The organism is Maridesulfovibrio salinus (assembly GCF_055394525.1).
Genome location: NZ_AP042461.1, coordinates 2441062 through 2466574, shown reverse-complemented (window position 1 = coordinate 2466574; position 25513 = coordinate 2441062). Strand labels below are relative to the sequence as shown.

Genomic DNA, 25513 nt, shown 5'->3' with positions numbered 1-25513 from the left:
CAGGGGCGGGAAACCGCCCCAAGGATGGAACCCCATGGGCCGTTTATTCAAAGCACACCCCCTGACCATATGGAAGGTCGTCCCCGAAGAGCAGACATCTTTGCTTGAGGAAGAAAGGACCTACGACCTGCTGAAAAACGTATCTTTCCAGTCCATCGACAAAGAAGCGATTCAGAAAACATACGGAGCAGTAACATTTGAAGACTACCGCTCAACCGACTTCGGGCCGAGCACCACAGAATTTGGCGAATACGTTGTATTTTCTGTTCGCATCGACGAGCGCAAAATTCCCAACGCCGCCCTTCAGCGTCAGGTAGACGATGCTATTGATGAAGAAATGAAGCAGGCTAAAAAAGAAGGTAGAAACTTCTTAGGAAAAGAGCGCAGGAAAGAAATCAAGGATCAGATCAGGCTCAAGCTGCTGGCAATCACCCCGCCTTCCCCTTCTGTTGCGGACGTTTGGTGGAACACCAAAACAAACCTGCTGTTCCTGACCGACAAGAGTAAAGGATTTGTCGAAGCCTTGGAAAGAATGTGGAAGATCGCTTTTGGGATCAACTACCGCCTTGAGAAATTAGAGCTTGGCCTTGACGAAGAAAAAAATATTTTAGGACGGAACTTCCTTACCCGCATCTGGAATTCATTTGAACCCACTTTTGAATCCGCAGAAGGTTATAGCGCAACAGTCTGGTTTTCCGACAAGGTCAAAGCTGCTGATGCGCAGGAAACCATCATTGCGAATAAGATCGGCCAGCAGTCCGATTTTGACGACATCCGCCGCGCAGTGATGGATGGTAAGGTCATTATCGGCGGGGTTCTCACTTTTTCCAGTATGGATACTGTCTATGAAGTCGAAGTTGACCATCTGCTTACCCCTATCTCCAAAATATCCGTTCCCCCGGTAACCCATCACGAAGAAGACGACATTTACGGCGCCACGATGCTTCAGATTGATCGCGTTGAAACTGCCTTTGGTCTGCTCGTGAGTTTGTTCCAGTGGTGGAAGCAGCAGGATGATCTTGATGTGGATTCCGAGGAATTCAAGAGACGGTTGAAGGCTGGCGCCAGACAAGCAGCCGAAGACCTCAAAGGAACTCTTCCCGAAGGCACCACCATGACTATCGAAACCTCTGACGGCGAAAAGGTGGAGGTGGCGTAGTTATGAACGACACACTCGAAAATTTCGCCCGCAACGAACTCAAAAAAGGCTTGGCTCATTGCACTGAGGCAGAACAACTTCTTTTCAAGCGCATGTACGCAAACGGCAACCTTGAAATGGAGATAAATGGTCTCGTCGACACCATGCCCGAAGATAAGTTGGATTGGGCCATGCAACAGGTTGAACGCACTTTAGCTAAAAAGCAGGAGTCCTAACCATGCCCTTACTCACTGAAGCAGAAGCAAAAGAGAAATGGTGTCCGCAAGCGAGGGTTTTATCCATTGGGGTCTGTTGTAACCGTAGTCCAGGAGGGGAAGGAGATCGAAACAGCTACTGCCTCGCCTCCGGCTGCATGAGCTGGAGATGGAAGGATAAAGAGACTGAAAAGATGGTTTACCGCTACAAAGAAGATCATCCCGAAATGATGGAACACTATAAAGGTTACTGCGGCCTTGCCGGAAAACCGGAGGAATAGAAAATGAGCAATGACACTCCCGAATTCTGGCCCGAACGCACCGAAAGCCCTTGCACCTGCTCATGCGGCGGAATGCCCACAATGATTCTGGTGGGCACAGCTGGTGGTGAAGACAAGCGTCAGGTCATTTGCACCGTGTGCGGGACATGCGGACCGAGAAGCAGCAAAAAGGCCGCAGCTATCAACGAATGGAATGTGCAAGTTGAAGCCCTGACTACACACCGGGCGGTTGTAGAAATCATCCGTAATCGTGTTGAGATTGCGAAGGCCAAGCAGGAGGCGGACAATGTCTAAAATCGTAACCAAAGTAACTTGCCCTCATTGCGGACTTAAATTCAACAAATCCGTACTCGCTCCTGATTCCACAGACAAGGAACAGCTCACCCCTTTAGAGCTGATTTACTGCGATTGCGAAGAAGGCGGCTGTGGAGATGGTTTTCTCTTTAGGGCCGTTGTTACTGCGACCGCAGAAGTGGAAGTATGCAAACCCGGTGAGTTGATCAATCAGGAAGATATAGAAATCAAGCCTGAGGACCGCTGGGATTACAATGTGGAGGCTGACAATGTCTAAAATCCAATGGACCCAGCAGACATGGAATCCCATTATCGGCTGTAGCAAGAAAAGCCTTGGCTGCGAGAATTGCTATGCCGAGAAAATGGCCGCACGTCTGGCACGGATTGGAAAGACTGCCTACTACGGGGAAGTTGTGCAGGATGAAAAGTGGAACGGAAACATAAGTCTCATTGGCTCTCAGCTTAAAAAGCCAATGGAGCGCAAGAAACCGACTACCTACTTTGTAGGCTCCATGACCGACCTATTCCACAAAGCAACACCTATTCAGCATGTAAATAAGGTCTTTTTTATAATGGGCTTTTGCTCCCAACACCGTTTCATCGTTCTGACTAAACGGCCCGAAATGATGCAAATGTACATGGGCTTCCAGAAAGATTTTTGTGAACGCCATAATTTTACTTACCCCCTCCCTAACGTAATCCTCGGCGTAACAACCGAGAACCAAGAGCAGGCGGACAAGCGTATCCCTATACTGTTGGAGACTCCGGCGGCGGCGCGGTTTGTAAGTATAGAGCCTATGTTGGGGGCGGTGGATTTGACAGAAATAGCAATGTGGAACGGAACTAGAGAATCTGTTTTAGACCGTGAGTGCTGGGGAAATTGTGCCTGTGGGCTTACTAAGCTCGGTGACGAACCAGGATGCAAAAGAAACGGCGGAGACGGGAAATTAGCTAACCTTGACTGGGTAATCTGCGGAGGCGAGTCCGGTCCCGGTGCGCGGCCCATGCATCCGGATTGGGTGCGGAGCTTGCGAGATCAATGCAAGAGTGCCGGGGTTCCGTTCTTTTTTAAGCAGTGGGGGGAATGGAAACCATGGTCGAGAAAGCAGGCATCCCACATGATTCGCAGTGATTCGGGACATGTGATGAACTATGTCACCCCGGCAAAGACTACCGACGATTTCTGGGAGCCTGTTTCCCGTGTCGGAAAAAAGAAGGCAGGCAACCTGCTCGATGGTCAGGTGTACGAGCAGTATCCGGCGATTTTGCGGGAGGTGCAGGATGGTTAGCCTCTACTACATTCAAGATTCCCGCAAATGGGACGGCAACAACATGGTGTTCTGGAAGAAGAACGAGAAGGGATACACCATGCATTTGGATGAGGCCAAGCTGTGCAGCAAGGAAGAAGCCGACAGAATCCACGCAAACAGGAAAACCGACATCCCCAGACTGAAAGAAGACGTGGAAGAGTGCGCAAGTATGCAGGTCGACATACAAAGATTTAATAGCTCTGAAGACACAGAAAAGCCTCTCTTCATCCCCCTGAAGACCGAATTCTATAACATGTTTATCAGTGGCGAGAAAGGCGACGAGCTACGCAAATATGGCGCCCGCTGGAATGAAAAGACTTGCCGCGTAGGTCGTCCGGTCCTGCTTTCCAAGGGCTACGGCAAACACAGCCGCGCTCGCAGCAAAGTTACATCTTTCAAAAAGCAGCACGGCTCTCTCTTTGGATCGGGCTATCAGGGTCAGATTATGAAATGCTTCGGAACCCTTGATCTTGAGATTGCTGTGATTGGGTTGGAGCAGCCGGTGGAGACTCCAAATGTCTAAAGACTTCTATTACCAAATCAAGGGCCTCGCCACCGATCAAAACACCGGTTGTGAAAAATGGTCATGGCCTCCGCTATTCTCAGGCAAGGTTGAAGCCGCAAACAGCAAGGAAGCCCGTGCCGCTCTCGAAGGAATGTTCAAGCATAAGCTTCCGGGGAGCATCAAACGTGCCGATTTTTCACAGCCCTTCCTGATGCGACTTACCGAGATTACCGACGATCAGCCCTACCTGAAAAGGCTGTTCGAACTCAAAGAGTGCGAGGAATGCGGGAACCCGTTTCGCCAGATCGACCTCTATAACGATCCTCACGAAACCTACAAAGGTCCCCGGTTCTGCTGTCAGGTTTGCGCGAATAAGGCCAAGGCCGCCGAAATCATGGCGGGGCCGGATGATCCTTATGGAAACAAGTCTATCCCCTGCATTTACCGCATCACCAACAAGCGCACTAAAATGGTCTACATCGGCCAGACCACTCAAGCTTTTACCCTGCGTTGGTGGCAGCACATCAAATGGGGCGAGTCCGGTTGCAAATTTCATCAGGCCATGCGCAACAGTGAGCTTACAGATTGGACCTTCGAAGTCCTCGAAGTCTGCAAGGCCGAAGAACTGGACCAGCGTGAAGCCTACCATATCGCCGCTCATGATTCAGTTGAGCGTGGGTATAACAGTTTGAAAGGTGTGAAAAGCGCGGAACTGGAACGGGAGGCGGTTTAAGTGGGTAGCGACTGGCCCAAAGGCCCCACGTACTGGACTGAACACGGCATCCCACACGTATCCATACCGTTTACGTGGAGCCTGCCCGAAGTCCGTAAATGGCTGACCGGAAACCTGTTTCCAGAGGTCCGTATCGGTGGACCCGGTGCATACCTCATGCCTGATTTTTTCGCAGACATGCCAAATGTCACCATCGAATACAGTCACGCCGGGGTGCTTCAGCGAGTAAACCCCATGGCTACCCGCACAACAACCGGCTGCGTGAATAAGTGTAAATTCTGCGCGATTGGTGAAGGACTGGTGGAACCCGGTGGGCTTGTCGAGTTGGAGGACTGGCCTGATAAGCCTGTCCTTTGTGACAACAATATTTTAGCCGCATCCCAGCCCCATTTTGACCGGGTCATGGAACGGCTGGAGGCGTGGGATAAACGCAAGGTCCAGACTGATTTCAATCAGGGAATTGATGCGCGGCTACTTAATCAGCACCACGCAGAGCGCATCGGACGTTTAAAAAAAATGGTTGTGCGCCTCGCTATGGATCACTTCGACATGGCTGACAAATGGGAAAGAGCTTTCAAGCTGCTGACATCCAACGGAACCCCGAAAAGCCGTATCCGCTCCTATTGCCTGATCGGATTCAATAGCGATCCGTGTGAATGTTGGGAGCGATGCTTATGGGTAGAGAGTTACGGAGTCAAGGCTCTACCTATGTGGTTTCATCCGCTAAACGCGCTCACTGCTAATTCGGTTACGATGGAACAGATTGCTCTGGGTTGGACTGACAGTGAACGTAAAGGAATCATGCAATATTTCTATAAGCACAGGGGACAAATCCCTGTGGATGTGAGGGCTGCGTGATGGGTAGCGTGATGAAAAACAACCTCGACCCAAAAACAAAAGATCACCTGCACCGCCAACTGATCAAGCTGGGTGAAATGCTCGGTGATGGAGATTGCGACCCGTGGGTTGAAAAGGAATACGCGCGAGTCCTCAAGGCGCTAGGCATTGGCCCCAAGCCAAAGAAACGAAATTCCATCCATATTAACGCTTTGATGGCCCCGCGCCTGGAGGAAGTAAAGTGCAAGTGCGGTGGAGAGTTGAAGCAATCGCGCTCCGGTTCCATGATCGGGCAATGTGTGGAGTGTGGGAACAAATACCGGCTGCTTAAGAGGGTTAGCCGGAAAAAGAAATCCGCGTAAGCGGCGGGAGGGAGAAAGAGAATGCAGCAGTACATAGACGATTATCCCGTTGGAAACATCGAGCCGTATGACGGGGAAAGGATAGAATTCATGATGGAAGATCCAGATTGTCATGTCCGTGTTTTCAGCAGCATGAGCAAGGCTTGCGCGGCAAAGCGGGTAGCAAAACGCCGCATGAGGAACAAAAGAGCACGTAAGGCTCGTAAACAGGGAAGGCGTTAAGCCATGAACAACTACACATTCAAAGCCCCCGGAGAACAGGCCCGCAAAGTCTGCGCGGACTCCGTAGCCAACGCGATAAAAGTGATTGAGCGCAACTCCCCGGATTTTCCGTGGACTGAGTGCTGCAAGGGTAAGGCGGTTTTATGGAGAAGAAAAACAAAATGACCCCGGATACGGTAATGGCCGTTTTCTTCGGAGGCCTCTGGCTGTTCGCAATAGTGGCTATCCTTTGCGGTGTATTTGCTCCTGATCGCAGAGCCGACATAGTTGAAAAAGTCATCGAAGCGGCAAAGGAAATTGAACAGGACTGCCCCGTCAAGAAAGAGTTAGAAGAACTGCGGGAACGGATTAAGAAACTTGAGGGGATGAAGAAATGAGCGAAGACACTACCCTTTTCGTTTGCGAGAACATCGGCATGGATACCGAATCAGATGTCGAGATCACAAAGAAAGACGGCAGGTTCCAAGCACATCAGGAAGTATCACTCTTCGGTATGGGCGGATGTCATTTCTTTGGATACGGCAGCACTCCCGAAGAAGCGCGGACTGATCTGGAAAAGAATCTGAAGGAAACTTCGGAAGATATGTGGAGGTAAAGAAATGGCAGAATGTGAATTTCGCAAAGAACTGCGAGACGGAATCGGATATTGCGAAAACCCTGGATTAGACAATTTGATCGAAAGGAATGAAAAACTTCATGCCGAAAACGCCCGCCTCCGCACCCAGAACGCAAAGCTTGCCGGAGCCAATGCCAACCTACGCGAACAGGTCAGCGTCATGCGTTCAGCAGGGGAATTCATTGACTTTCCTGCCGAAACCGAGATTGACGATTGCGACTTCGCCACCTGTGCTTACGGACTTGAGGCTGGGAGTTCCGGTTTTTGTTCGGCAGATGATGCCACAGGCGAAGCCGGTTGTCCTGCACATCTTAAAATTTGTTCCGCTTGCGCCGGGTCTGGGGTTGAGGGGTAAGGATTATGGCAGAACCAGCACTTGTAGACCTTGATGGACTTGCCAAAAGCATCAGTATCAGCAAAAGCTACCTATCCCGTTTTTGGAAACAGCTGCCCCATGTCCGTCTCCCTATCTCCGAGGGATCTGATGGACGAGGAGTTCTTTTTTCGATAGATGATGTCAAGAACTACCTCATCAATAATCACGGGATCAACTATGTCGGTGGACAAATACAAAACCAAAGCCGGGACCAGATACCAAGCGGTGCTGTTTCTGAACGGCCAAAGAGTGGCGCGAAAGGCCGGGTTCAAAACAAAAAAAGAAGCAAAGGCGTGGGAGCACGAGGAGAGAAAGCTGTGGGAAAAACACGGCGACCAGACGAAGACCCGCATGGACTTCGAGTCATTAGCAACAAAATATCTCGATGAAATCCAAGACCGCAAAAAGCGCAATACATATATATACAAAAGAAGTACTTTCCGCAGATTTATCGAATACTTTTACCCGCAAAAGATAATTTTAAATGAACTGACGCTTGATGTTTTAGCGGACTATCACCGGGCACAAAAAGATGCACGTGGTCCCAAAGCAGCAAACTGCGACCTGCGCGAACTACGCACCCTTTTCACTTGGGGCATTAAGCGCGATCACATGTTAAAGAACCCCGCTCAACAGGTCGATTACTACGCCGAAGAGGATTATGTCCGCTACGTCCCTCCAGCAGAAGACATTGCCTCCGTCAGGATGGCTGCTACGCCAGAAGAAAGACTCTTCTTCGATACACTTTATTTCACTGCAGCCCGCCTTTCCGAAGTCCTGAACCTTACATGGGAAGATATCAACTTTGAATCCAAAGCTATTCGCCTCTGGACTTCCAAACGTAAAGGCGGAGACAGACAGCCTCGTGTGCTGGCTCTCCACGACGAACTCCACTCGCTACTTTTAAAAGCATGGGACAACCGTGATAAAGCCAGTTCCTACGTTTTTACTAACTCCCTCACGGGCAATGCCTACACCAGACACAATGCTTTCGTAAAAGACCTATTTAAGCGTCTTTGTCAAAAAGCCAATCTTCCCACAGAACGTCACTTCACTGCCCACTGCATTCGACACCACGTTGCCTCGCGTATCGTAGACTCACGAAAAGCTACCCTGCGTCAGCTTCAAAGCTTTCTTGGACATATGAATTCAAAAGTCACGGACAGGTACGTCCATGAACTGCAAGTGGACCACGATATCCTCGGTGCTTTTGACACTGATTCCGAAGACGAAAATCAGGCCGAAAACGATAGGTGATTTCATAGGTGATTCATAGGTGATTTGTAGCAATCTCTTACACGTTCTCACCTATTAGGTGATTTGGAAACCGCACAAACCCTTACGTATCAACGTCTAAGAAACCAGTTCACTAGGCTCGAAATCGAGTTATGGGAAACCATACGTGGGTTCGAATCCCACCCTTTCCGCCACAATAAAAACAGGGACTTAGATGCTTTTTCTGAGTCCCTTTTTCTTTTTAAATAGCCCACAATGTGCGTTTTAATGTGCGTTTGGTCCCAAAAACGTAATTATTCCCCATCAGCCAAAAATGAAATCTCGTTTAGCGTTGTTTGATTTAGTTCTTAATATCAAACCGCCTCAAAGCATCTCCCCGCTCAACGCCCTATCTTATTGGCAGTTCTCCCGGTTAACCAAATCTAATTCATCAGACCCAAAAATTAAAACCTATCATCATCGTTGTACCTCGAAGACCAGCATTGAAGCTATCACCCACCAGCGGGACCGGAAGGATGACCATGCCGAGGGATGAATCGCAATCACGATAGCTGAAGTTGGCCTGGCATCAAAAACTACATACGAACCAGAACCTTCATTGCTCCCTTGCTCATGGCCCGCTCAAAGGCCTCTCTGAAATCATTGAAATTATATTCAGCTTCGATCAATCCGCTTACATCAACAAGGCCCTGTTCCAAAACATTCATGGCCAACCTGACATCTCCACAGCGTGAACCTACGATTGAAATTTCGTCCACCACCAACTTTGCAAGATTTATGGAACTGGGCAGATGCGAAGTGGTCTTGGCCACAATTGTTCCCTCAGGGCGCACGAAATCCATAGCGTAATTGATTCCCTTTTCGGAGCCTGTCGCTTCCACCACCAGATCAAACTTATCCCACTCAGCGGCCAGTTTGGTAAGTTCTTCGGGTTTGCTGATGCAGTGGGTGGAAACTCCCTGAGATGCAGCGATGGACAGCTTCTCTTCATGCTTACCGACCAAAAGAATATCGGGATTGTAAATTTTAAGACCAAGTGCGGTTAAAAGACCCAGTTTTCCATCTCCGAGAACCATCACCCGCATATTCCCGGTGACATGTATCTGCTGACTAACCTCCAACCCCGCCGCCAGAGGCTCGGCGAAAACTGCAACATTATCCGCCACATCATCACTCACAACAACCAGATTTTCAGCTGGTGCTTTAAGATATTCGGCGAACGCTCCGTCATGATTAACTATTCCGATTACGGTGCGTGGCTCTGCATGGCGGCGATCCCCCCGGTATGGTCCGACAGGGCAGTTTATATCCGCCACAACACGCTTGCCAATCAATTCTGGCCTAGCCGGACACTCTTCTACCTCGGCAACAAATTCATGACCGGGAACTCCCTCAAATCCGTAATATCCCCTGTGCAATTCGATATCAGTATTACATATTCCCGCCACCCGAACCTTAAGCAATGCATCTCCATCACTCAATGATGGTTTGTCTCTGTCTACAAGTTCAATTATGCCTTCCTTAAAATATACACTGCGCATTATATCTCCTGATTGATATAAGGTTGTCCTGACACTCCAACAGGAAACCTGAAAGACAAAAAAGCCGCCCTTGGGCGGCTTTAATATAAAGAATATTGAACTATATTGAAATTCTATACATCGTGTATATCAATATATACCAGAGTCTGATTCAAAAGCTGATAGGCAATTTCACCGAAAGTAATCGGTCCCACAAAGGGATCCGTTTTCTTGCCTTCCAGTTCTGAATATAAATAGTTGAGGATGCAGTTGCATGAAAATGCGATTCTCTTACCCGAAACATTATTATCTTCAAGCTGCTTGCTGAATGCTTCTGCGTAATTATCAATCGCACTTGCATGCTTGTAACGGACCCCGGAAAAAACAGGTGCATAAAAACTTACACCATCCTCAGGGGAAACAGCCTGAAAACTTATATTAATCAATGCACCGTAATAATCAGCGACCAGAGGCAATTTAGTATCGAGATTTTTCTCGGTAATATATTCTGCAAAATTATGTTTTACGCCGTTAACCATAACTGATTCACTGACAAAAGTATCATTATTGAATGTTAAGGTATCACCGTCACCCTGCTCAAAAATATTGATAATACCAACATCAATAGTTTTTCCAGGCTTGAGGTCTATATGCATGACCAAAGCTTCATCTTCATAATTGTTGCCAGTGGCTCCGCTAAAAACTTTAGGCTTAACAGAACCAAGATCATCAAGCTTAACCCCGGAAATCCAACCGACAAGAGGCTGAGATCCGAAATCGCTGTAATTAGGGGCATTTAAAGCGAATGACACATGCGCAGGACTTGAAGCGGGAATTATAATGAAACTGAACCCGCCATCCCCGGCATCGGTATAAACGCTTCCCAAATCATCTTCGTTATACTTTTTAAGTTTCACTGAAGCGGCGACATCAGAAATATCAGTTACAAAGATATGATCCTGAGTTAAAAGCCCTCCCTTAGATGGCGAAACAAAATACGGTATTGTACCCCCGATCCACTTGCCCTTAGGAAGCTGGCTGAGAAGTCCCTCATCGCCAGCCAGAAGCAGGGTTTTACCATTGGCTATCATTTCTGCAGTCTCTTTGACACTATGAAGTACCTGTTGCATACCCCCTCCTACTTGAACATGTTTTGCAGATCTTCCTTAGCCGAGGCATTATCTGCGTTTTTTTCATAAATAGCACGAAGTTCAGATACCGCTTTAGAAACACTTTCTGCTGATCCATCTGAATTGACATGACGAATAATGCGACCAAGAAGAATTTTAGCCGCAAGAAATTTCAAAGTATAAGTCTTTTTGCCTGTTACAATTTCTTCCCACCGTGGATTTGTGCTCGGAGGAACACCCATAGATAAAACCTCCATTTATACTGATTAAAACAACTCAAGAGACATTCTAACAGCAGAATGTTCCCGGCTATAATCAACCCAATGCACCTTAACCCCGAAATAAAACCTAGTTAATGCACCCAGCATAACAATTAATATACATTAAAAATCACGGCAGTTCTACCCTGAACATGGTTTGCAGATCCTCCCTCGCAGAGGGATTATCGGTGTTCTTGATATAGATGGCATGCAGTTCACAGGCTGCCCGGATCGCCCTCTCCGGTGACGGATCAGCACTGAGACTTCTCAACCAGCGGCCAAGCAGAATTTTAGCGGCAAGAAATTTTAGAGGAAACCTTTTTCTACCAGTGACAACATCTTCCCACCTCGAATCAGTGTTCGGAGGAACTTCCATATATCCCCTCCTTTATGATTAACTGCAGCTTACGAACCCACACCCCAGCTATGCAAATCCGGCAACAGCATACTCTGAATTTCAAAACTGCCTATTGGGAGACTAACACAGCTATGCTGCCATGGATAGATGTAATTAACGTCAATTAAGGACTAATCGAGCATACTTTGTTCCCGGAACCAGTGCACAGCATCTTTCACGGCCTCTTCAGCGGGCCGGTGCGTATATCCCAGTTCTGTTTCCGCGAGATTGGAGTCATAGTACATTTTTTTTGATGCCATGCGTACGCTGTCCATGGTGGCGACAGGATTTTTCACCAGTCCCGCTTTTGCAAGCAACTCACCGAAAAATCCGGCCACGTACATGATTAACGGAGGAACCCTGAACCTTGGCCCCGGTTTGCCGGCCACACGGGAAGTGATGCTGAACAATTCTTTCAGACTGATATTATCACCGCCGAGAATGTATCTTTGGCCCACCTTGCCCTTTTCAAGCGCAAGGAGATGCCCAAGGGCAATATCATCGACATGGGCCACATTGAGTCCGGTATCGGCATAGAATGTCCCGCCGTCACGGGCACAGTTCAAAATCATGGTTCCGGTGGGGGTCGGGCGTGAATCTCCCGGGCCGACTGGGGTGGAAGGGTTGACAATCACTGCGGGAAGCCCATCGTTCCTGATCATCTCCATGACCACTTTTTCGGCAATAAATTTGGATTTTTTGTAGGGACTGATCATATCACCGATGCAAGAAGAAACATCTTCACCCACCGGTGACCCGTCAACATTGCAGCCCAGAACACAAACGCTAGAAGTGTAAACAATCCGCTCAACTCCGGCGGCAAGGGCCTTCTGCATGAGCAGTCTGGTACCTTCCACATTTGTACGGGTCATCACCTCGGGATCTGGAACCCAGAGCCGGTAATCCGCGGCAAGATGAAAGAGGTATCTGCAACCCTGCAAAGCTTCCTCCAGGGCATCGGGATCATTGAGATCACCGGTCACGAACTGGACAGGCTGGTCTATAAGCCGCCTGGCTTTTCCCGCATCCCTTACAAGGGCTTTGACTGAAAATCCGCGCTCGACGAGAATTCTGACAAGGCGGGACCCTATCAAACCGGTAGCTCCGGTAATCATTACATTCATGGTGATTGTGTTGTTAGCGGTAAGGTGTGGATATGATTAATATACTGGGCCGTATCAATATAAATCGGCTCTCAGGGAGGGCGAAATATCTGATGAAATTAATAAAATTAAATGATCCCCGTTCCTGCACTAATGAGGTATCGGCGTGTTTATGTCAATGATTCATAGCGGAGACTTAAAAATGCTAACAAAATAATCACTTGACATACTTAACTTTATTTCTGCCGGACTGTTTAGCCTGATACAAAGCATCATCTGCTATTTTAATCAATGAATCAGGTGAGTTCACAAGAGAAGATCTGAAAGCCACTCCGACGCTTACGGTGACAGTTCCGAGAGGGGAACTATTATGCTCAATTGCCATATCCATGATAATTCTCCGTGATTCTTCCGCAACTTTCAAAGCCTCATCCTGCTCACATAAAAGGATAATGGCAAATTCCTCGCCGCCATACCTGCCCAGAAAGGAACCATATTCTGTGGCGACTTCGTGTAATGCGTCAGCTATTTTCCTCAGGCAGCTGTCCCCCATCTGGTGACCATAAGTGTCGTTATACTGCTTAAAGAAATCAACATCAAAAATCAGGTAGCTTAAAGGCTCTTCAGCAGCTCTTTTCTCCCATGTCTCATTTAGATGGTTATCCAGTGCCCTTCTGTTGCCAACTCCGGTAAGTCCGTCAAGATTCGCAAGATTTTCCATATCAGCATAGGCTCTCTCCAATGCCTTGGTTCTCTCACTCACCCGTTCTTCCAACTCCTGATTCAAGGAATGCAGATCACGGTTCTGCCTTGACAGAGTTGTGTGCAGCCGAATGCGCGCCAACAGTTCATTATAGCTGAAAGGCTTTGGAATATAGTCATTACCGCCAAGAGCGAATCCTTGTTCGAGATCACCGTCCCGGGTCAGTGCTGTAAGAAAAATGATGGGGAGAACTTCCGCCCTGTATTCTTTACGCACCTCTTCGCAAACCTGATATCCCGAAACCCCGGGCATCATTACATCAAGCAGCACCAGATCGAATTCATCGCCATGCTCTTTAATAAGCCTCTGGGCCTCAACGCCAGAGCTGGCACTTGTAACCCTGTACCCGTTAACCCGGAGATGATTTTCAATCACCCGCAAGTTGACAGGCTCGTCATCAACCACCAGAAGATGCTCGCCGTACATATCATTTTCAGTTTCCGGGCTGGAATAAATTTCCATTTCAGGTTCAGGCAACGGCTCAATATGTAATTCCTTAACCGCTTCCACAGCCCGCTCATTCACTTCAGGCAGGATTTCGTCGTTACGCCTGTCTTCCAGAGCGCGAGGCAGGATGAAGGTAAAAACAGATCCTCCGCCATCGCGACCCCTGACAGAAATAGTTCCGCCGTGGCTTTCCACCAATTGACGGGTAATCGCCAAGCCAAGTCCGGTTCCCGATTTAGTTCTTTGCAGACTTCCATCAAGCTGCTCAAAGGAATCAAATATCAACTCACGCTGCTCTTCAGGAACCCCCACTCCGGTATCTTCAATCATAACCTGCACCATATCGCCTTTTTCAACAGCTGATACGGAGACATGACCTTCCTGAGTGAATTTTACGGCATTACCCAGAAGATTGTAGAGAATCTGGTGAAGCCTGTTTTCATCCGCCATAACCAAGGGGATATCCACAGGCACATTGTTATGAAGCTCAAGCTTTTTGGCATCGGCAAGCATTTTAACCATGGAAAGGACCAGCCCGCAGGCAGAATTCAAATCAACAGGCCTTTTAGCCAGCTTCAAGTCTTTGTGCTTCAATTTGGAAAAATCAAGAATATCGTTAACGAGATTGGCAAGGCGGCGACTGCTCACAATTATCATCTGCAGATTATCTTCCACATTATGAGGAAGAGGTCCCGCAGCTCCTTTTATAAGAGACTCAGCGATACCCGTGATACCATGAAGCGGTGTTCTGAGCTCGTGGGAAGTATTGGCTAAAAATTCATCCTTGAGCTTGTCAGCTGCCCGCAGAGATTCAATGGATGCTTCCTTAAGCCGCAGTGTTTCGGCTTGAGCCTCTTCACTTATTTTACGGCTTTCCAACAAACCTTTAGCCATATTGTTGAACTGTTCAGCAAGATGGGCCACCTCGTCATTCCCTTTCACCTGAAGCTTTGTTTCAAGATCACCGCTGCCGATTGCTTCGGCTCCCATTCCGAGCTGGCTTAAAGGATAAACAATAACATACTGTAAAATAAGCATGAGCATGACAACAGAAAGGACCACCACAACCGCACCGATGATGACAACCACCCGCACAAGCTCTTCACCTGCCTGCGCAAGCTCCCCGGAAGGCAGATAACTGACAAGAATAAGCCCTCCGGGAAGAGCTCCGGCTTTTATCAGAAATTCCTCATCTCCACTTTGAAAAACCATCTCCTTACCAGTTTTGACAGTAGTTCCGGCCAAAGCAAGCAGCTTAGCATCATCAGAAAAATGCACCCGCTGAACATCAGGAAAAAGAGAGCGTCCATGACTGTCAATAACAAACACCCCACCGCTTTTACCAATTCTGGTGTTCGCGACAAAATCCCTTATATTCTCCAGATTGGAGGTGATTGCCAGATAACCCCGTTTAGTCGGTTCTTTTGCTGTAGAGTCCTCAAATGTAGGATCAACAAACTTCAACGTCTGAACTGCAATCCATACCGGTTCACCTGTATCCGGGTTCCATTCAAAAAAACACTCGGTAGCTGCTTCTGATTGTTCCATAGACCTGAACCAGACCTGCCGGGATTCATCAACACTTATATTGGCAACCCCATCAGCCGAAAACCGAGCATCCTCATAACCATCGGGTAAAACGACCCGAATTTCCTCATAAGCGGGATAAGCTTTGTTATAGCTTGAAAAAAGATTCAACATAGGCAGCAGGGCAAAGTGATAGCGCTCCTCCTCCGGGGTAAAGAGGAACGTTTTTAAGAGTCCCGAGCCGGAAAACAAAATAGCATTCGCTTTCATCGTTTCACTTGCGGTCTGAGCACTGATCGAAATCTGACGCGTCAGCGAAGCCATCTGCCTCAAAATGTTTTCTTCAGCATTGGAACGCATGCGCTCAGCGGCTATCCAGCTGACCGTCAGCAGAGGAATAATGACAAGCGGAACAAGAAACAAAGGCAGTTTGTAACGCAGCTTCATTTATTATTAACTCTCAAAATCACTAATTATTCAGTTGAGTCCAGGCTTCGATCATCTGCCGCTTAATACGCGGATTCACATTTTTAACAGGCTCACTTGTCGAGAGCTGCTTTTCAGAAGGATAAATAGTCTTATTTTCTAACATATCCTGCGGCAGAAGCTTGCGCGCTTCCTTATTTGGAGTAGCAAACTCCAGCTCAAATGCAGCCTTGGCACTGTTTGATGCCTCGGAAAGATAGTTGACAAAATCATAAGCCAGTTCCTTATTTTTGGAATGTGCCGAAACAACCATATAATCCATCCATATCTCACCACCCTCTTCCGGAAGCACATAACGAATATGCGGATTACGCTTCTGAAGCAGCAATGCATCACCATTCCAGGTCTGGCCGATCCAGGTTTTACCGGAAACGATTCCGGATTCAGCATCGGTTTTCAAGTAACCGTAAGTCTGCACAAAAGGCTTTTGCTTTCTGACAAGCTGCACAGCTTCCCTGACCTGAGCCGGGTCTTCAGAATTAATGGAATACCCCAGAGACTTCAAGGCCAGCCCGATAACAAGACGGTGGATATCCACAAGCATTATCTTACCGCGCCACTCATCTTTCGGATTATAGAACTGCTTCCAGCTGGTAATATCCTCTTTTATGAGATCGGACCTATAGATAATCCCGAATGTTCCCCAAAGATAAGGGACCGCATATTGTGCAGTTTCCGGCCAGAAATTAACCCACCTTTCATCCATCTGGGAGAGATTGGGGATTTTATCAACACCCAGTGGAACGATCCATCCCCTTTTCCTGTAAGGAACGATATCATTTCCATTGACCATGATAACATCATAGCCTTTGCCCTTCCCTCTCATTATTTTTTCATCACGCTCATCTGAGGACTGATAGAATTTCTGATTGACTTTCACGTTGCGGGTTTCTTCAAATTTCTCGATGACGCCCTTTCCGACATAAGCTGTCCAATTATAAAAAACTAACTCAGGTTTTTCTTCAGCCAGGGAGGTTCCGGCAGAAAAAAGTACAAGCAGAAAAATAAAAGTCTTAAAAATACCATATGAAATCCGAACCGTATTCATATCTCCCCCTTTTTTAACATCATACGCATTCTTCTTAACTATCCAAGACCTCAACAAATCTCCATTAATATTGTAATAATCAAACCGTTTGTACAATACCATGTAACGCAGTTACTGAACATGGAAATAAAAGCGGTGACAGCATGCCCGCGTCCAACCTCTTATTTACTGGAAACATGATTGTTCCAATTACTCCATTTTGCTTATGGCAGACCAGCTGTCCCTTACCAAGTTTAAAAATCAATAAGAATTTAAGCGCATAAACGCAAAAAAACCCATTAAAGGAAGCTTCCCGGTATATATACTTAAAAAAGCCGACTCTGAAATTAAACAATTTTTAATTTATTAAACAAATCGTATTATCTTTTATTGACAAGTAACACGAAAACACCTAAATAAGGACTCAGGAAAAACGGCCCATGTTCGGAATTACGCACCTGCTCAGCGTCTTTTCCGACTTCTGGAACAAAGCCAGCAAGATCTACCTCCATCCCGGGCTTACTGTTTTTCAAATCCCACGGCGACTCGGATACAATAAATTCTGATTCGAACGCGGGCCTGATGGCGGCTGCTCCCGTCATCAGGCCTGTGGGTATAACAAAGCACGCAAAAAGGCCGGTGTTCATCTCAATCGATGAGACGGACGCCGGCCTTGATTTATTCTGTAATTATTAAATATTAAAGGGGCTGACAACCCTCTCAAGGACTCCCTGCACCTTGGATATCACAACACCGTAATTAGTTACCGGAACCCCGTTGCGCTGACATTCCCGGATGCGCCTGAGCATCTCACTGCGGTTAAGCATACAGGCCCCGCAATGGATCACCAGTTTGAATCGACCCAGATCATCAGGAAAATCGTGTCCGGAGTACATAACGAAATTAATATCCTTACCTGTATATTGACGAATCCAGCGCGGGATTTTGACCTTCCCGATATCATCGGCAACACAACGGTGCGAACAGGCTTCACCCATCAGCACGGTATCCCCGTCCTGCAAAGAATCGATAGCCTTGGCCCCTTCCACCAGACTTGGCAGATCACCCTTGTAGCGAGCGAAGAGAGTTGAAAAAGTGGTCAAGGGGATTTCATCTGGAACATCCCCGGCAACGCTCATCACAACCTGAGAATCGGTTATGACAAGGGCCGGACTGCGCTTCATGGAAGAAAGGGTCTCCTCAATCTCGCGCTCTTTAACAGTTACTCCCACGGCGTCGCTATCAAGAATTTCACGCAGCACCTGCACCTGGGGAAGGATCAACCTTCCTTTCGGGGCGGCAAGATCAATCGGAACCACGCATACCACCCAGTCTCCTTCGCTGAACAGGTCTCCGGCAAGAACAGGATCACGCTTCATTTCTTCAGGAGCCAGATCTATGACCGCTTCCTTAAGATCATCGATAGAACAGGCTTCCAGAACAGAAGTCCTGTAAAACTGAATCCCCCTCTGACGACAGTAATCCATATCAGCCTCAAGAGGTTCACACAGATCATTTTTATTGAAAACCACCAGGTATGGAATCTCCAGTTGGGAAACTCTGTTCATAAGCTCAACTTCATAATCAGTCAGCCCGCCTTCCCCCACTACCACCAGTGCCAGATCCGTGCGCATAAGAACTTTATTGGTGGCTTTTATACGCAGCTCACCCACTTCCCCGGTATCATCCAACCCGGCTGTATCGTAGAAAGTGACCGGTCCCAACGGCAGCAGTTCATACTGCTTAGCCACCGGATCAGTGGTGGTTCCGGGCTGATCGGAAACAATAGCCACATCCTGTCCGGCAATGGCGTTGATCAGTGAGGATTTACCGGCATTACGCTTGCCTACAAGAGTAATAACCAGACGGACACCCCTTGGAGCCTTATTCGACATTGCTAATTCTCCTTGAAGAACCTTTGCAAACTGAAGGGACAAAACCCAACTCACGGATTAATCCTTCAGTTCTGGAAATTGTATCACTCACATCAACGGACATGGAGTTCTTGCCGGGATAGATGTTGTAATCCTTTCGTTTGGCAGCTGGCGTTACCGAGGGCATGATTACATTGCAGCCACGTTTGAGAGCAGCCCCCCTGCCTGCTGAATCAAGAGAATCCAGAGCTGAAGTAGCGGGGATATTGGAAAAAGGATTGAGCAGACGAGCCAGAGCAGTAAACCGGAAGGACAGATCAACGTCCGCGCTACAGGCTGAATAAAGAGGGGTATCAGGGTGCGGTATAAAAGGACCCGCCGCAATCATATCCAGCTCGAGCCCGCTCAGGAAAAGCAGATCATTCGCCATCTGCTCCACAGAATAATCCGGCAACCCCACGATGATACCTGAGCCGACCTCATACCCTGTTTCCTTAAGGGACCGAAGAAGCTTCAACCGCCCGTGAAAATCCTCTCCGCTCCTGATTTCCCGGTAGGTATGGGGGCAGGTTGTTTCCAGCTTCAGCAGACAGCGGTCAGCCCCGCAGTTGAACCAGTGCTCATACTCGCCTACACTGCGGTCCCCAAGGGAAAGGGTCACCGCCACATCATGGGAATCCTTAATTCTACAGATAACCTCCTCGATCTGCGAGGGAGAGTAACTGAAATCATCCCCGGACTGCAGGACTATAGTTCTGGCTCCTGCATCGGCGGCAAGACAGGCCGATTCAACTATATCGTCCACGGTCATGCGGTAGCGGCTTACATTTGAATTAGGGGCACGCAACCCGCAATAATTGCATTTTTTATTACAGACGTTTGAAAACTCGACAATTGCCCGAAGAAAAACTTCACGTCCGAAGGAGTATTCACGCAGACTGTCGGCAATTGAATAAAGCTCGTCATCATTGCCGCCGTTAAGATAGTAAATCAGATCATCAAGCCCGAGCACTGCCATCAAAAATCCCTCCAGCGGCTTTCCCGCACTTAATTGCCCTTGAGCATTCGCTAACCAGCCGGAATGCTGCTATTTCTCTTTCATCCGCACCATAAGGAACTTCACCGGACTGCGCCCAGTTGAAAAGCTTCTCAACATCAGCCTCGACACATCCCCAGAATCCCTGCGGCGCATGGACGCATGAGTGGGCATACTGGCCAAAACAGATGATATCATCCACAATAACGAGCGGAAGGCATGGCAGATTGCAGGCAGGATAGACTTTAACCTTCTCAGGATAACGCTTAGCCAGTTCAGTCATAAAATTCCGCGAATAATCAATCTCATCCGCAACCGAATGCCTTGAAATTCCGAAACGAAGAGAAGCCAGAAACGAATCATCCCATGCATTTTCACTACCGGACTGCACAGCAATTACATCGAGACGATTGAACCCGGGTCTGTTCAGGGCCTTCTCCAACCCCCGGATGTGCGCTTCGGACTTTGAAAACGGGCCGTAAACCGCCGCATGAAGAACTATGCGCCTTTGCGCCTGAGCGAACATTTCAGGAATGCCCAGTTCTCCGGCTCCGCATACAAGTCTCATCTGCCGCCTCCCCCTTTGATTTCATCCGGAGTGAAGCCCTGCTTACAAAGACGCTGCGGAGATAAAAGTTCATCCACTTCCCCGGCTTCTGCAATTCCCTGAAAAATGATTTCATCCCGCAGAGAACGACCTGACTTCTCACAGGACGCAACCAGTTTTTCCACTGACTCATACCCCAGAACCGGGACCAGAACAGTGCCCAGAGCGTGGCTGGATTCCACATTCACGCGGCAGCGGTCGCTGTTTGCGGTGATTCCCTTGATGCAGGAATGATTGAAACTGGTAGTGGCGTTGATCAGCAGAGTCATTGAATTCAGCAGGTTGTGCGCCAGAAGGGGCATAAACTGATTCAGTTCCAACTGAGCCATAGATGCGGCAAGTGTTATGGTCTGGTCGTTTCCCATGACCTGCAAGGCCACCTGAGCCACAGATTCAGGTATGACCGGGTTGACTTTCCCGGCCATGATTGATGATCCGCATTGCCGGGCAGGCAGGTTTATTTCGCCTATTCCAGCGGCAGGACCGCTGCCCATTAATCTTAGATCATTTGAAATTTTTAACAGGTTTGCAGCATAGGACTTTAACATGCCGGAAACTTCCACAAAAGAATCGCTGTTCTGTGTTGAATCCATGAGATTCTCAGCCCTTGATACGGGCAGACCGCAGATATTTTTCAGCTCCCCGGCAGCCTGAAGAATATAATCACGCGGCGCGCCGAGCCCTGTCCCCACGGCAGTTCCGCCGAGATTAACTTTTTTGATCCTTTCCCGGCACTTGAAAATACGCCAGCGGTCACGGGCAACGGCATCGGCAAAAGCACCGAAAGTCATCCCCATTGTCATGGGAACAGCGTCCATCAACTGAGTCCGCCCCACTTTGACCACCTTTGACAACTCCGCTTCCTTACCCTGCAGCTCCTCCTGAAGTCCGGTAATCTCTTTCTCCAGATCAACGAGAAGCGAAAGGGCCGCGACCCTCAGAGCCGTGGGGTAAACATCATTGGTGGACTGATGCATATTCACATGATCCACGGGATGAACCATTCCGTAATCACCGGGTGTCCCACCGAGAATCTCCACCGCCCTGTTGGCTATGACTTCATTGAAGTTCATGTTTGTGGAAGTACCCGCACCACCCTGATAAGGGTCAACCACTATGCTGCTGTTTAATTTACCGGAGGAAACATCCCTGCATGCCGTAATAACCGCCCTTCCGATCCTCTCATCAAGAAAGCCGAGCTTCATGTTCACAGTTGCACACGCTTCTTTAACCTGCCCGAAAGAACGGATGAACCGCTCATGGATTCGGGCCCCGGAAAGCGGGAAATTAAGCATGGCCCGCCGGGTGTGGATACCGTAATAAGCACCGGCCGGAATCTCCAGTTCTCCCAGAAAATCCTTCTCCACTCGAAAAGCGCTGTTTCCGGATTCAGACATGTTTCCTCCGGATATCATTTACAGGTAAAGGTCCCGCTCGCCTTTTTCCATGCGGGCAAGACGATCGGTAAGCAGGTTGCGGCGGTCGGGGTCGGCGTAGCTCTCTATTTCATTTCTGATCAGTTCATCACCGACCTTTCTGGTTTCCTCGGAAGCATAATCTTCAAGGTATTCCTTAAAAGTAAGCAATCCATTAGACAGACAGAATTTCTGGATAAATCCGGTCTTGGCCAGCTCCATGAAATGCTCTCCCGTACGCCCCAGACGATAACATGCGGTACACCATGAAGGTACATAGCCATGCTCACCGACAATGGAACGGATTGTTTCATCAAGGGAACGGCTGTCGCCGATACAGAACTGCTGCACATCAGGCCTGTCATACTCAGGATCGCTGTAGGCTCCGGGGTAGGTTCTGGACCCGGCGGAAAGCTGTGAAACTCCGACTTCAAGAAGCTCTTTGCGGAATTCGGCATTCTCTCGGGTAGTCAGGATCAAACCGGTATAAGGCACGGCCAGCCGCAGCACTGCAACAATCTTTTTGAAATCATGGTCTGAGGAGAGGTAAGGGGGATTGAAAGCCAACTCGGAATTCTGGGCGGGCTCAATGCGGGGAAAAGAAATGGTATGCGGGCCGACCCCGTGATCAGCTTCCAGTTGAAGAGCATGGTAAAGCAGGCCCATAACCTCGAAAACCGGATCGAAAAGACCGAACAGGGCTCCCATGCCCACGTCATCAATACCTGCCTCCATGGCCCGGTGCATGGCATTCAGACGCCAGTGGTAATCGGTTTTTCGGCCCGCCAGATGGTATTTCTTGTATGTTTCCTGATGATAGGTTTCGTGGAAACACTGATAGGTTCCTATACCGACATCATGCAGCTTCCTGAACCCTTCCACATCCAGCGGCGCACAGTTGATGTTGACTCTGCGGATCTCACCGCTTTTGCGGGAAGTAACCGAGTAGACCTCCTTCACACTCTGAGCGATCCAGTCCGCGTCATACTTGGGATGCTCGCCGTAAACAAGCAGGAGGCGCTTATGACCGAGGTCCTCAAGAACTTCGACTTCTTTATGAATTTCATCCGCACTCAGGGTCCGGCGTTGAAGGTCATTATTTGTGGCGTTAAAACCGCAGTACGCACACTGGTTGACACATTCGTTTGAAATGTACAAAGGAGCGAAAAGAACCAGCCGATTGCCGTAAATACCTTTTTTTACTTCAATGGCCGCTTCAAAAATTTCATTATCCAGACCGCTGTGCTTGTTCTTTAACAGAACCGCGGCCTCGAAGGGAGAAAGCCCTTTTCTCTCTTTGGCCTTCGCGATTATCTCACGGACAAGTGAAGGGTCCGGGTCAGTTGCTTTTTCGATTTCCGACCAGATAAGCTCTTCATCGATAAATGACTCAAAACCGGTTTCAAGGGTGGCATTCTTATTCATGGTTATCTCCTTTCCTACACGAGAAGTGATTTGACTTTTACGCCTTGAAGCATGCCCAGTTGCCCGGTCAATGCTCCGACCTCGTCCGTGGTTGCCTCGATAATTATGCCGATGACATTCACGCCCTTTTCGCGGAAAGGAAGTCCCATGCGCCCTACAATAATATTTCCATGTTCACTGAGAGTCCTGTTGACTTTCGGTGCGGACTTGTATCTGTCCTTTATGGTTATTCCGATAATTCCCAAACGCTTATCCATTTAAAAAAACGCTCCGCAATGGTCGAAGTAAAGAAGCGGCTGACAGCTTCCGGAGCTTGCCGGGTAAACCCCTGCAGGAAGTCAGGACGAACCCTTTTCCCCGGTAATTTGCCGGTAAGAAAGACACTGGCTGTAAAAAAAGCAACAGCCTCCAACACTCGCGCCGACCCTTGGCTCAGATTGTCCTTACCTCAGGCAGACGCTTTTTAAGCTGATTTTAGAGGTTCAGCTCGATGCCTTTTTCTTTCAGTGCACTAATCTTACTGCTGCGGTCATAGTAATGAGTATGCAGAAGATGGTGGGACTCATGTCCGCAAGGACCGTCATGCAGGAAACCTTTTTCAGGATCGTAGATTTTCACGATCATGGGGTTATCCTGAGACTTTCTGTACTTATAGATGTTCTTGTCGGCATCAGCCGCATAAACAGAGTTCTGGCGGCGGGCGACAAAATCCATGACGTCCGCTACTGCTTCTTTAGCAACGTTGACACCCAGAACCGCATATCCGGCTACCGCTCCAGCGGCCTTGATGAAACTGCGTCTGCTTAATTTCATGTCAGTTTCTCCTTATGCCTTGATTTTACGGGCTCTGAACCGCTTGTTGATCTGAGCCACGGTAGACCTGAACAGAGAAGCCCTGATTTCAGGATCAAGCGGCTGTCCGCCACCGTTAACGCAACCGCCCGGGCAGGTCATAATCTCAATGAAATGATAAGGAGATTTGCCCGCACGAACTTCATCACAAAGCTTGGCTGCATTGGCGAGTCCGCTGGCGACAGCAACTTTGACGGTTCCGAAGTTGGGAACCTCCACATCAGCAGTGTTTATACCCTCATGGGTACGTACAACCTTGATGTCGGGATTGGCCAGTTTGGTTCCGGAAAGGACTTCGTAAGCGAGCCTCAAAGCCGCTTCCATTACACCGCCGCTGTTACCGAAGATGGTAGCCGCACCGGTAGATTCACCGAGAACCGGATCGGGGTCCTCATCAGGCAGGCTGTTGAAATCAATGCCAGCCTCCTTGATCATGTAAGCCAGTTCACGGGTGTTGATGGTGGCGTCGATGTCACGGTCAAATCCGCTGTCATCAAGTTCACTGCGCACACCTTCGTACTTCTTGGCAATACAGGGCATGATGGAGACAGTGTAAATCTTCTTACCGTCAGTCTTAGTCTCCTTCGCGCCGTATGTCTTAGCCAGGGGGCCAAGCATTCCGATGGGCGATTTACATGTGGACAGGTTGGGAATCAGGTCCGGATAAAAGGTCTCCGTGAATTTCACCCAGCCCGGACAACAGGAAGTGAACTGAGGCAGCGGCATGGCATCCTTGCTGCCCTGGCTCTTGACTCTATGGAGAAGTTCGGTTCCCTCTTCCATGATGGTTACGTCAGCGGTGAATTCGTTATCCCAGATGTAATCAAAACCCAGCTTTCGAAGTGCTGCGTGCATCTTCCCGCCGACATATGTCCCGGTTGGAGCGCCGAAACATTCACCAAGACCGTAACGTACTGCCGGAGCAGGCATGGATACAACGATAGTGTCCGGGTCCTTGAGTTTCGCGGCGAGTTCATCAACGAAAGATACCCCCTCGTAAATAGCACCGTAAGGACAGTTGGTGAGACACTGGCCGCAGTTCATACAGGCGGCAGGATCAACTATGCGGTGAGTGCCGTAGTCACTGATTGACTGGATAGCACCGCTTGCACAGTATTCCTCACAGGCTCCGCATCCTTCACATTTGGATTCGTCAACCCGCACAAAACGAACGGTATCCGCGTCCACCCCCACCGGCGGCGCGTAAAGGCTGTACTCAACCCCTTCCATTCGCTTGGCACTTTCATTAGCAGCAGGCTGAACCGCTGCCGCCCCGGCAGGCGGGGATTTGGGCGTGCATCCTGACATGCATGGCCTCCTTTGTTAAAATTTGCAGATAAAACACCACACTTAACCAAATACAAATAATAAAAAAGTAACACTAAAGAAGCACTAATACACTTCTATTATACATGTCAATTGATCATATAAAGGCAATACAGTTTGATACAAAGGATTGCCAAACATGCAGAATAATTCGAGTAGGACTTCATAGCCTAGTAATTAATTTATGAAAAAT

At 48.5% G+C, this 25513-nt stretch carries 31 protein-coding genes; 16 read left to right on the top strand and 15 right to left on the bottom strand.

Annotation, left to right across the window (positions count from 1 at the left end; genetic code table 11):
• The first annotated feature begins 34 nt into the window (after window positions 1-34).
• From ACZ5PW_RS11195 to ACZ5PW_RS11120, 16 genes are all read left to right on the top strand, one after another.
• Window positions 35-1159, top strand: a complete 1125-nt coding sequence (locus tag ACZ5PW_RS11195; protein WP_464553466.1) for a hypothetical protein — start codon at window positions 35-37, stop codon at window positions 1157-1159.
• A 2-nt stretch (window positions 1160-1161) separates the two neighbouring features.
• The gene (locus ACZ5PW_RS11190) at window positions 1162-1374 is read left to right on the top strand and encodes a hypothetical protein (RefSeq protein ID WP_464553464.1); all 213 of its coding nucleotides are present in this window, start codon (window positions 1162-1164) and stop codon (window positions 1372-1374) included.
• A gap of 2 nt (window positions 1375-1376) precedes the next feature.
• Window positions 1377-1634 carry a hypothetical protein gene (locus tag ACZ5PW_RS11185; RefSeq protein ID WP_464553463.1) on the top strand — a complete coding sequence of 86 codons (258 nt, stop codon included), beginning with the start codon at window positions 1377-1379 and terminating at the stop codon, window positions 1632-1634.
• Window positions 1635-1637: 3 nt separating this feature from the next.
• Window positions 1638-1928 carry a hypothetical protein gene (locus tag ACZ5PW_RS11180; protein ID WP_464553462.1) on the top strand — a complete coding sequence of 97 codons (291 nt, stop codon included), beginning with the start codon at window positions 1638-1640 and terminating at the stop codon, window positions 1926-1928.
• The gene (locus tag ACZ5PW_RS11175) at window positions 1921-2205 is read left to right on the top strand and encodes a hypothetical protein (protein WP_464553459.1); all 285 of its coding nucleotides are present in this window, start codon (window positions 1921-1923) and stop codon (window positions 2203-2205) included. Before ACZ5PW_RS11180 ends, ACZ5PW_RS11175 begins: the two co-directional genes overlap by 8 nt.
• The gene (locus ACZ5PW_RS11170; protein ID WP_464553456.1) at window positions 2198-3217 is read left to right on the top strand and encodes a phage Gp37/Gp68 family protein; all 1020 of its coding nucleotides are present in this window, start codon (window positions 2198-2200) and stop codon (window positions 3215-3217) included. The genes ACZ5PW_RS11175 and ACZ5PW_RS11170 overlap by 8 nt, the downstream gene beginning before the upstream one ends.
• The gene (locus ACZ5PW_RS11165) at window positions 3210-3761 is read left to right on the top strand and encodes a hypothetical protein (protein ID WP_464553453.1); all 552 of its coding nucleotides are present in this window, start codon (window positions 3210-3212) and stop codon (window positions 3759-3761) included. Before ACZ5PW_RS11170 ends, ACZ5PW_RS11165 begins: the two co-directional genes overlap by 8 nt.
• Window positions 3754-4476: a GIY-YIG nuclease family protein gene (locus ACZ5PW_RS11160; RefSeq protein ID WP_464553450.1), complete on the top strand. Its 723-nt coding sequence runs from the start codon at window positions 3754-3756 to the stop codon at window positions 4474-4476. Before ACZ5PW_RS11165 ends, ACZ5PW_RS11160 begins: the two co-directional genes overlap by 8 nt.
• On the top strand, window positions 4477-5334 hold the full coding sequence (locus ACZ5PW_RS11155; protein WP_464553447.1) for a hypothetical protein: 858 nt from the start codon (window positions 4477-4479) through the stop codon (window positions 5332-5334).
• Complete coding sequence (locus tag ACZ5PW_RS11150; protein WP_464553444.1) at window positions 5334-5675, top strand: hypothetical protein; 342 nt, start codon at window positions 5334-5336, stop codon at window positions 5673-5675. The genes ACZ5PW_RS11155 and ACZ5PW_RS11150 overlap by 1 nt, the downstream gene beginning before the upstream one ends.
• 21 nt (window positions 5676-5696) lie before the next feature.
• Window positions 5697-5897 (top strand): hypothetical protein, encoded by a 201-nt coding sequence (locus ACZ5PW_RS11145; RefSeq protein WP_464553441.1) that lies wholly within the window; start codon window positions 5697-5699, stop codon window positions 5895-5897.
• A gap of 3 nt (window positions 5898-5900) precedes the next feature.
• Window positions 5901-6062, top strand: coding sequence for a hypothetical protein (locus ACZ5PW_RS11140; protein WP_464553438.1), 162 nt, complete (start codon window positions 5901-5903; stop codon window positions 6060-6062).
• Window positions 6041-6274, top strand: a complete 234-nt coding sequence (locus ACZ5PW_RS11135; RefSeq protein ID WP_464553435.1) for a hypothetical protein — start codon at window positions 6041-6043, stop codon at window positions 6272-6274. Before ACZ5PW_RS11140 ends, ACZ5PW_RS11135 begins: the two co-directional genes overlap by 22 nt.
• A complete protein-coding gene (locus tag ACZ5PW_RS11130) occupies window positions 6271-6492 on the top strand; it encodes a hypothetical protein (protein WP_464553432.1) in 222 nt (73 codons plus the stop codon). The genes ACZ5PW_RS11135 and ACZ5PW_RS11130 overlap by 4 nt, the downstream gene beginning before the upstream one ends.
• 4 nt (window positions 6493-6496) lie before the next feature.
• Window positions 6497-6868: a hypothetical protein gene (locus ACZ5PW_RS11125; protein ID WP_464553429.1), complete on the top strand. Its 372-nt coding sequence runs from the start codon at window positions 6497-6499 to the stop codon at window positions 6866-6868.
• Between the two features lie 156 nt (window positions 6869-7024).
• Complete coding sequence (locus tag ACZ5PW_RS11120) at window positions 7025-8146, top strand: tyrosine-type recombinase/integrase (protein ID WP_464553426.1); 1122 nt, start codon at window positions 7025-7027, stop codon at window positions 8144-8146.
• Between the two features lie 554 nt (window positions 8147-8700).
• Here ACZ5PW_RS11120 and ACZ5PW_RS11115 read toward each other — a convergent pair.
• From ACZ5PW_RS11115 to ACZ5PW_RS11045, 15 genes are all read right to left on the bottom strand, one after another.
• Complete coding sequence (locus tag ACZ5PW_RS11115; RefSeq protein ID WP_464553423.1) at window positions 8701-9666, bottom strand: MDR/zinc-dependent alcohol dehydrogenase-like family protein; 966 nt, start codon at window positions 9664-9666, stop codon at window positions 8701-8703.
• A gap of 113 nt (window positions 9667-9779) precedes the next feature.
• Entirely contained in the window at window positions 9780-10775 is a 996-nt protein-coding gene (locus ACZ5PW_RS11110; RefSeq protein ID WP_464553420.1) for a DUF6976 family protein, read from the bottom strand.
• 8 nt (window positions 10776-10783) lie between these two features.
• The gene (locus tag ACZ5PW_RS11105) at window positions 10784-11017 is read right to left on the bottom strand and encodes a hypothetical protein (RefSeq protein ID WP_464553417.1); all 234 of its coding nucleotides are present in this window, start codon (window positions 11015-11017) and stop codon (window positions 10784-10786) included.
• A gap of 148 nt (window positions 11018-11165) precedes the next feature.
• Window positions 11166-11411 (bottom strand): hypothetical protein, encoded by a 246-nt coding sequence (locus ACZ5PW_RS11100; protein ID WP_464553412.1) that lies wholly within the window; start codon window positions 11409-11411, stop codon window positions 11166-11168.
• A gap of 152 nt (window positions 11412-11563) precedes the next feature.
• Window positions 11564-12556 (bottom strand): hopanoid-associated sugar epimerase, encoded by a 993-nt coding sequence (hpnA, locus tag ACZ5PW_RS11095; RefSeq protein ID WP_464553409.1) that lies wholly within the window; start codon window positions 12554-12556, stop codon window positions 11564-11566.
• A 196-nt stretch (window positions 12557-12752) separates the two neighbouring features.
• Window positions 12753-15719, bottom strand: a complete 2967-nt coding sequence (locus ACZ5PW_RS11090; RefSeq protein ID WP_464553407.1) for a diguanylate cyclase — start codon at window positions 15717-15719, stop codon at window positions 12753-12755.
• Window positions 15720-15741: 22 nt separating this feature from the next.
• On the bottom strand, window positions 15742-16806 hold the full coding sequence (locus ACZ5PW_RS11085) for an ABC transporter substrate-binding protein (protein WP_464553403.1): 1065 nt from the start codon (window positions 16804-16806) through the stop codon (window positions 15742-15744).
• 671 nt (window positions 16807-17477) lie between these two features.
• Window positions 17478-18680, bottom strand: coding sequence for a [FeFe] hydrogenase H-cluster maturation GTPase HydF (gene hydF / locus ACZ5PW_RS11080; protein WP_464553399.1), 1203 nt, complete (start codon window positions 18678-18680; stop codon window positions 17478-17480).
• Window positions 18670-19677: a [FeFe] hydrogenase H-cluster radical SAM maturase HydE gene (gene hydE, locus ACZ5PW_RS11075; protein ID WP_464553394.1), complete on the bottom strand. Its 1008-nt coding sequence runs from the start codon at window positions 19675-19677 to the stop codon at window positions 18670-18672. Before hydE ends, hydF begins: the two co-directional genes overlap by 11 nt.
• On the bottom strand, window positions 19658-20263 hold the full coding sequence (locus tag ACZ5PW_RS11070) for a hypothetical protein (RefSeq protein WP_464553391.1): 606 nt from the start codon (window positions 20261-20263) through the stop codon (window positions 19658-19660). The genes hydE and ACZ5PW_RS11070 overlap by 20 nt, the downstream gene beginning before the upstream one ends.
• Window positions 20260-21699 (bottom strand): aspartate ammonia-lyase, encoded by a 1440-nt coding sequence (locus ACZ5PW_RS11065; protein ID WP_464553388.1) that lies wholly within the window; start codon window positions 21697-21699, stop codon window positions 20260-20262. The genes ACZ5PW_RS11070 and ACZ5PW_RS11065 overlap by 4 nt, the downstream gene beginning before the upstream one ends.
• A gap of 18 nt (window positions 21700-21717) precedes the next feature.
• Window positions 21718-23142: a [FeFe] hydrogenase H-cluster radical SAM maturase HydG gene (gene hydG, locus ACZ5PW_RS11060; protein WP_464553383.1), complete on the bottom strand. Its 1425-nt coding sequence runs from the start codon at window positions 23140-23142 to the stop codon at window positions 21718-21720.
• Between the two features lie 14 nt (window positions 23143-23156).
• Window positions 23157-23399, bottom strand: coding sequence for a TM1266 family iron-only hydrogenase system putative regulator (locus ACZ5PW_RS11055; RefSeq protein ID WP_464553379.1), 243 nt, complete (start codon window positions 23397-23399; stop codon window positions 23157-23159).
• Window positions 23400-23616: 217 nt separating this feature from the next.
• A complete protein-coding gene (locus tag ACZ5PW_RS11050) occupies window positions 23617-23955 on the bottom strand; it encodes an iron hydrogenase small subunit (protein WP_464553377.1) in 339 nt (112 codons plus the stop codon).
• A gap of 12 nt (window positions 23956-23967) precedes the next feature.
• Window positions 23968-25224 (bottom strand): [FeFe] hydrogenase, group A, encoded by a 1257-nt coding sequence (locus ACZ5PW_RS11045; protein WP_464560393.1) that lies wholly within the window; start codon window positions 25222-25224, stop codon window positions 23968-23970.
• Window positions 25225-25513 lie beyond the last annotated feature (289 nt).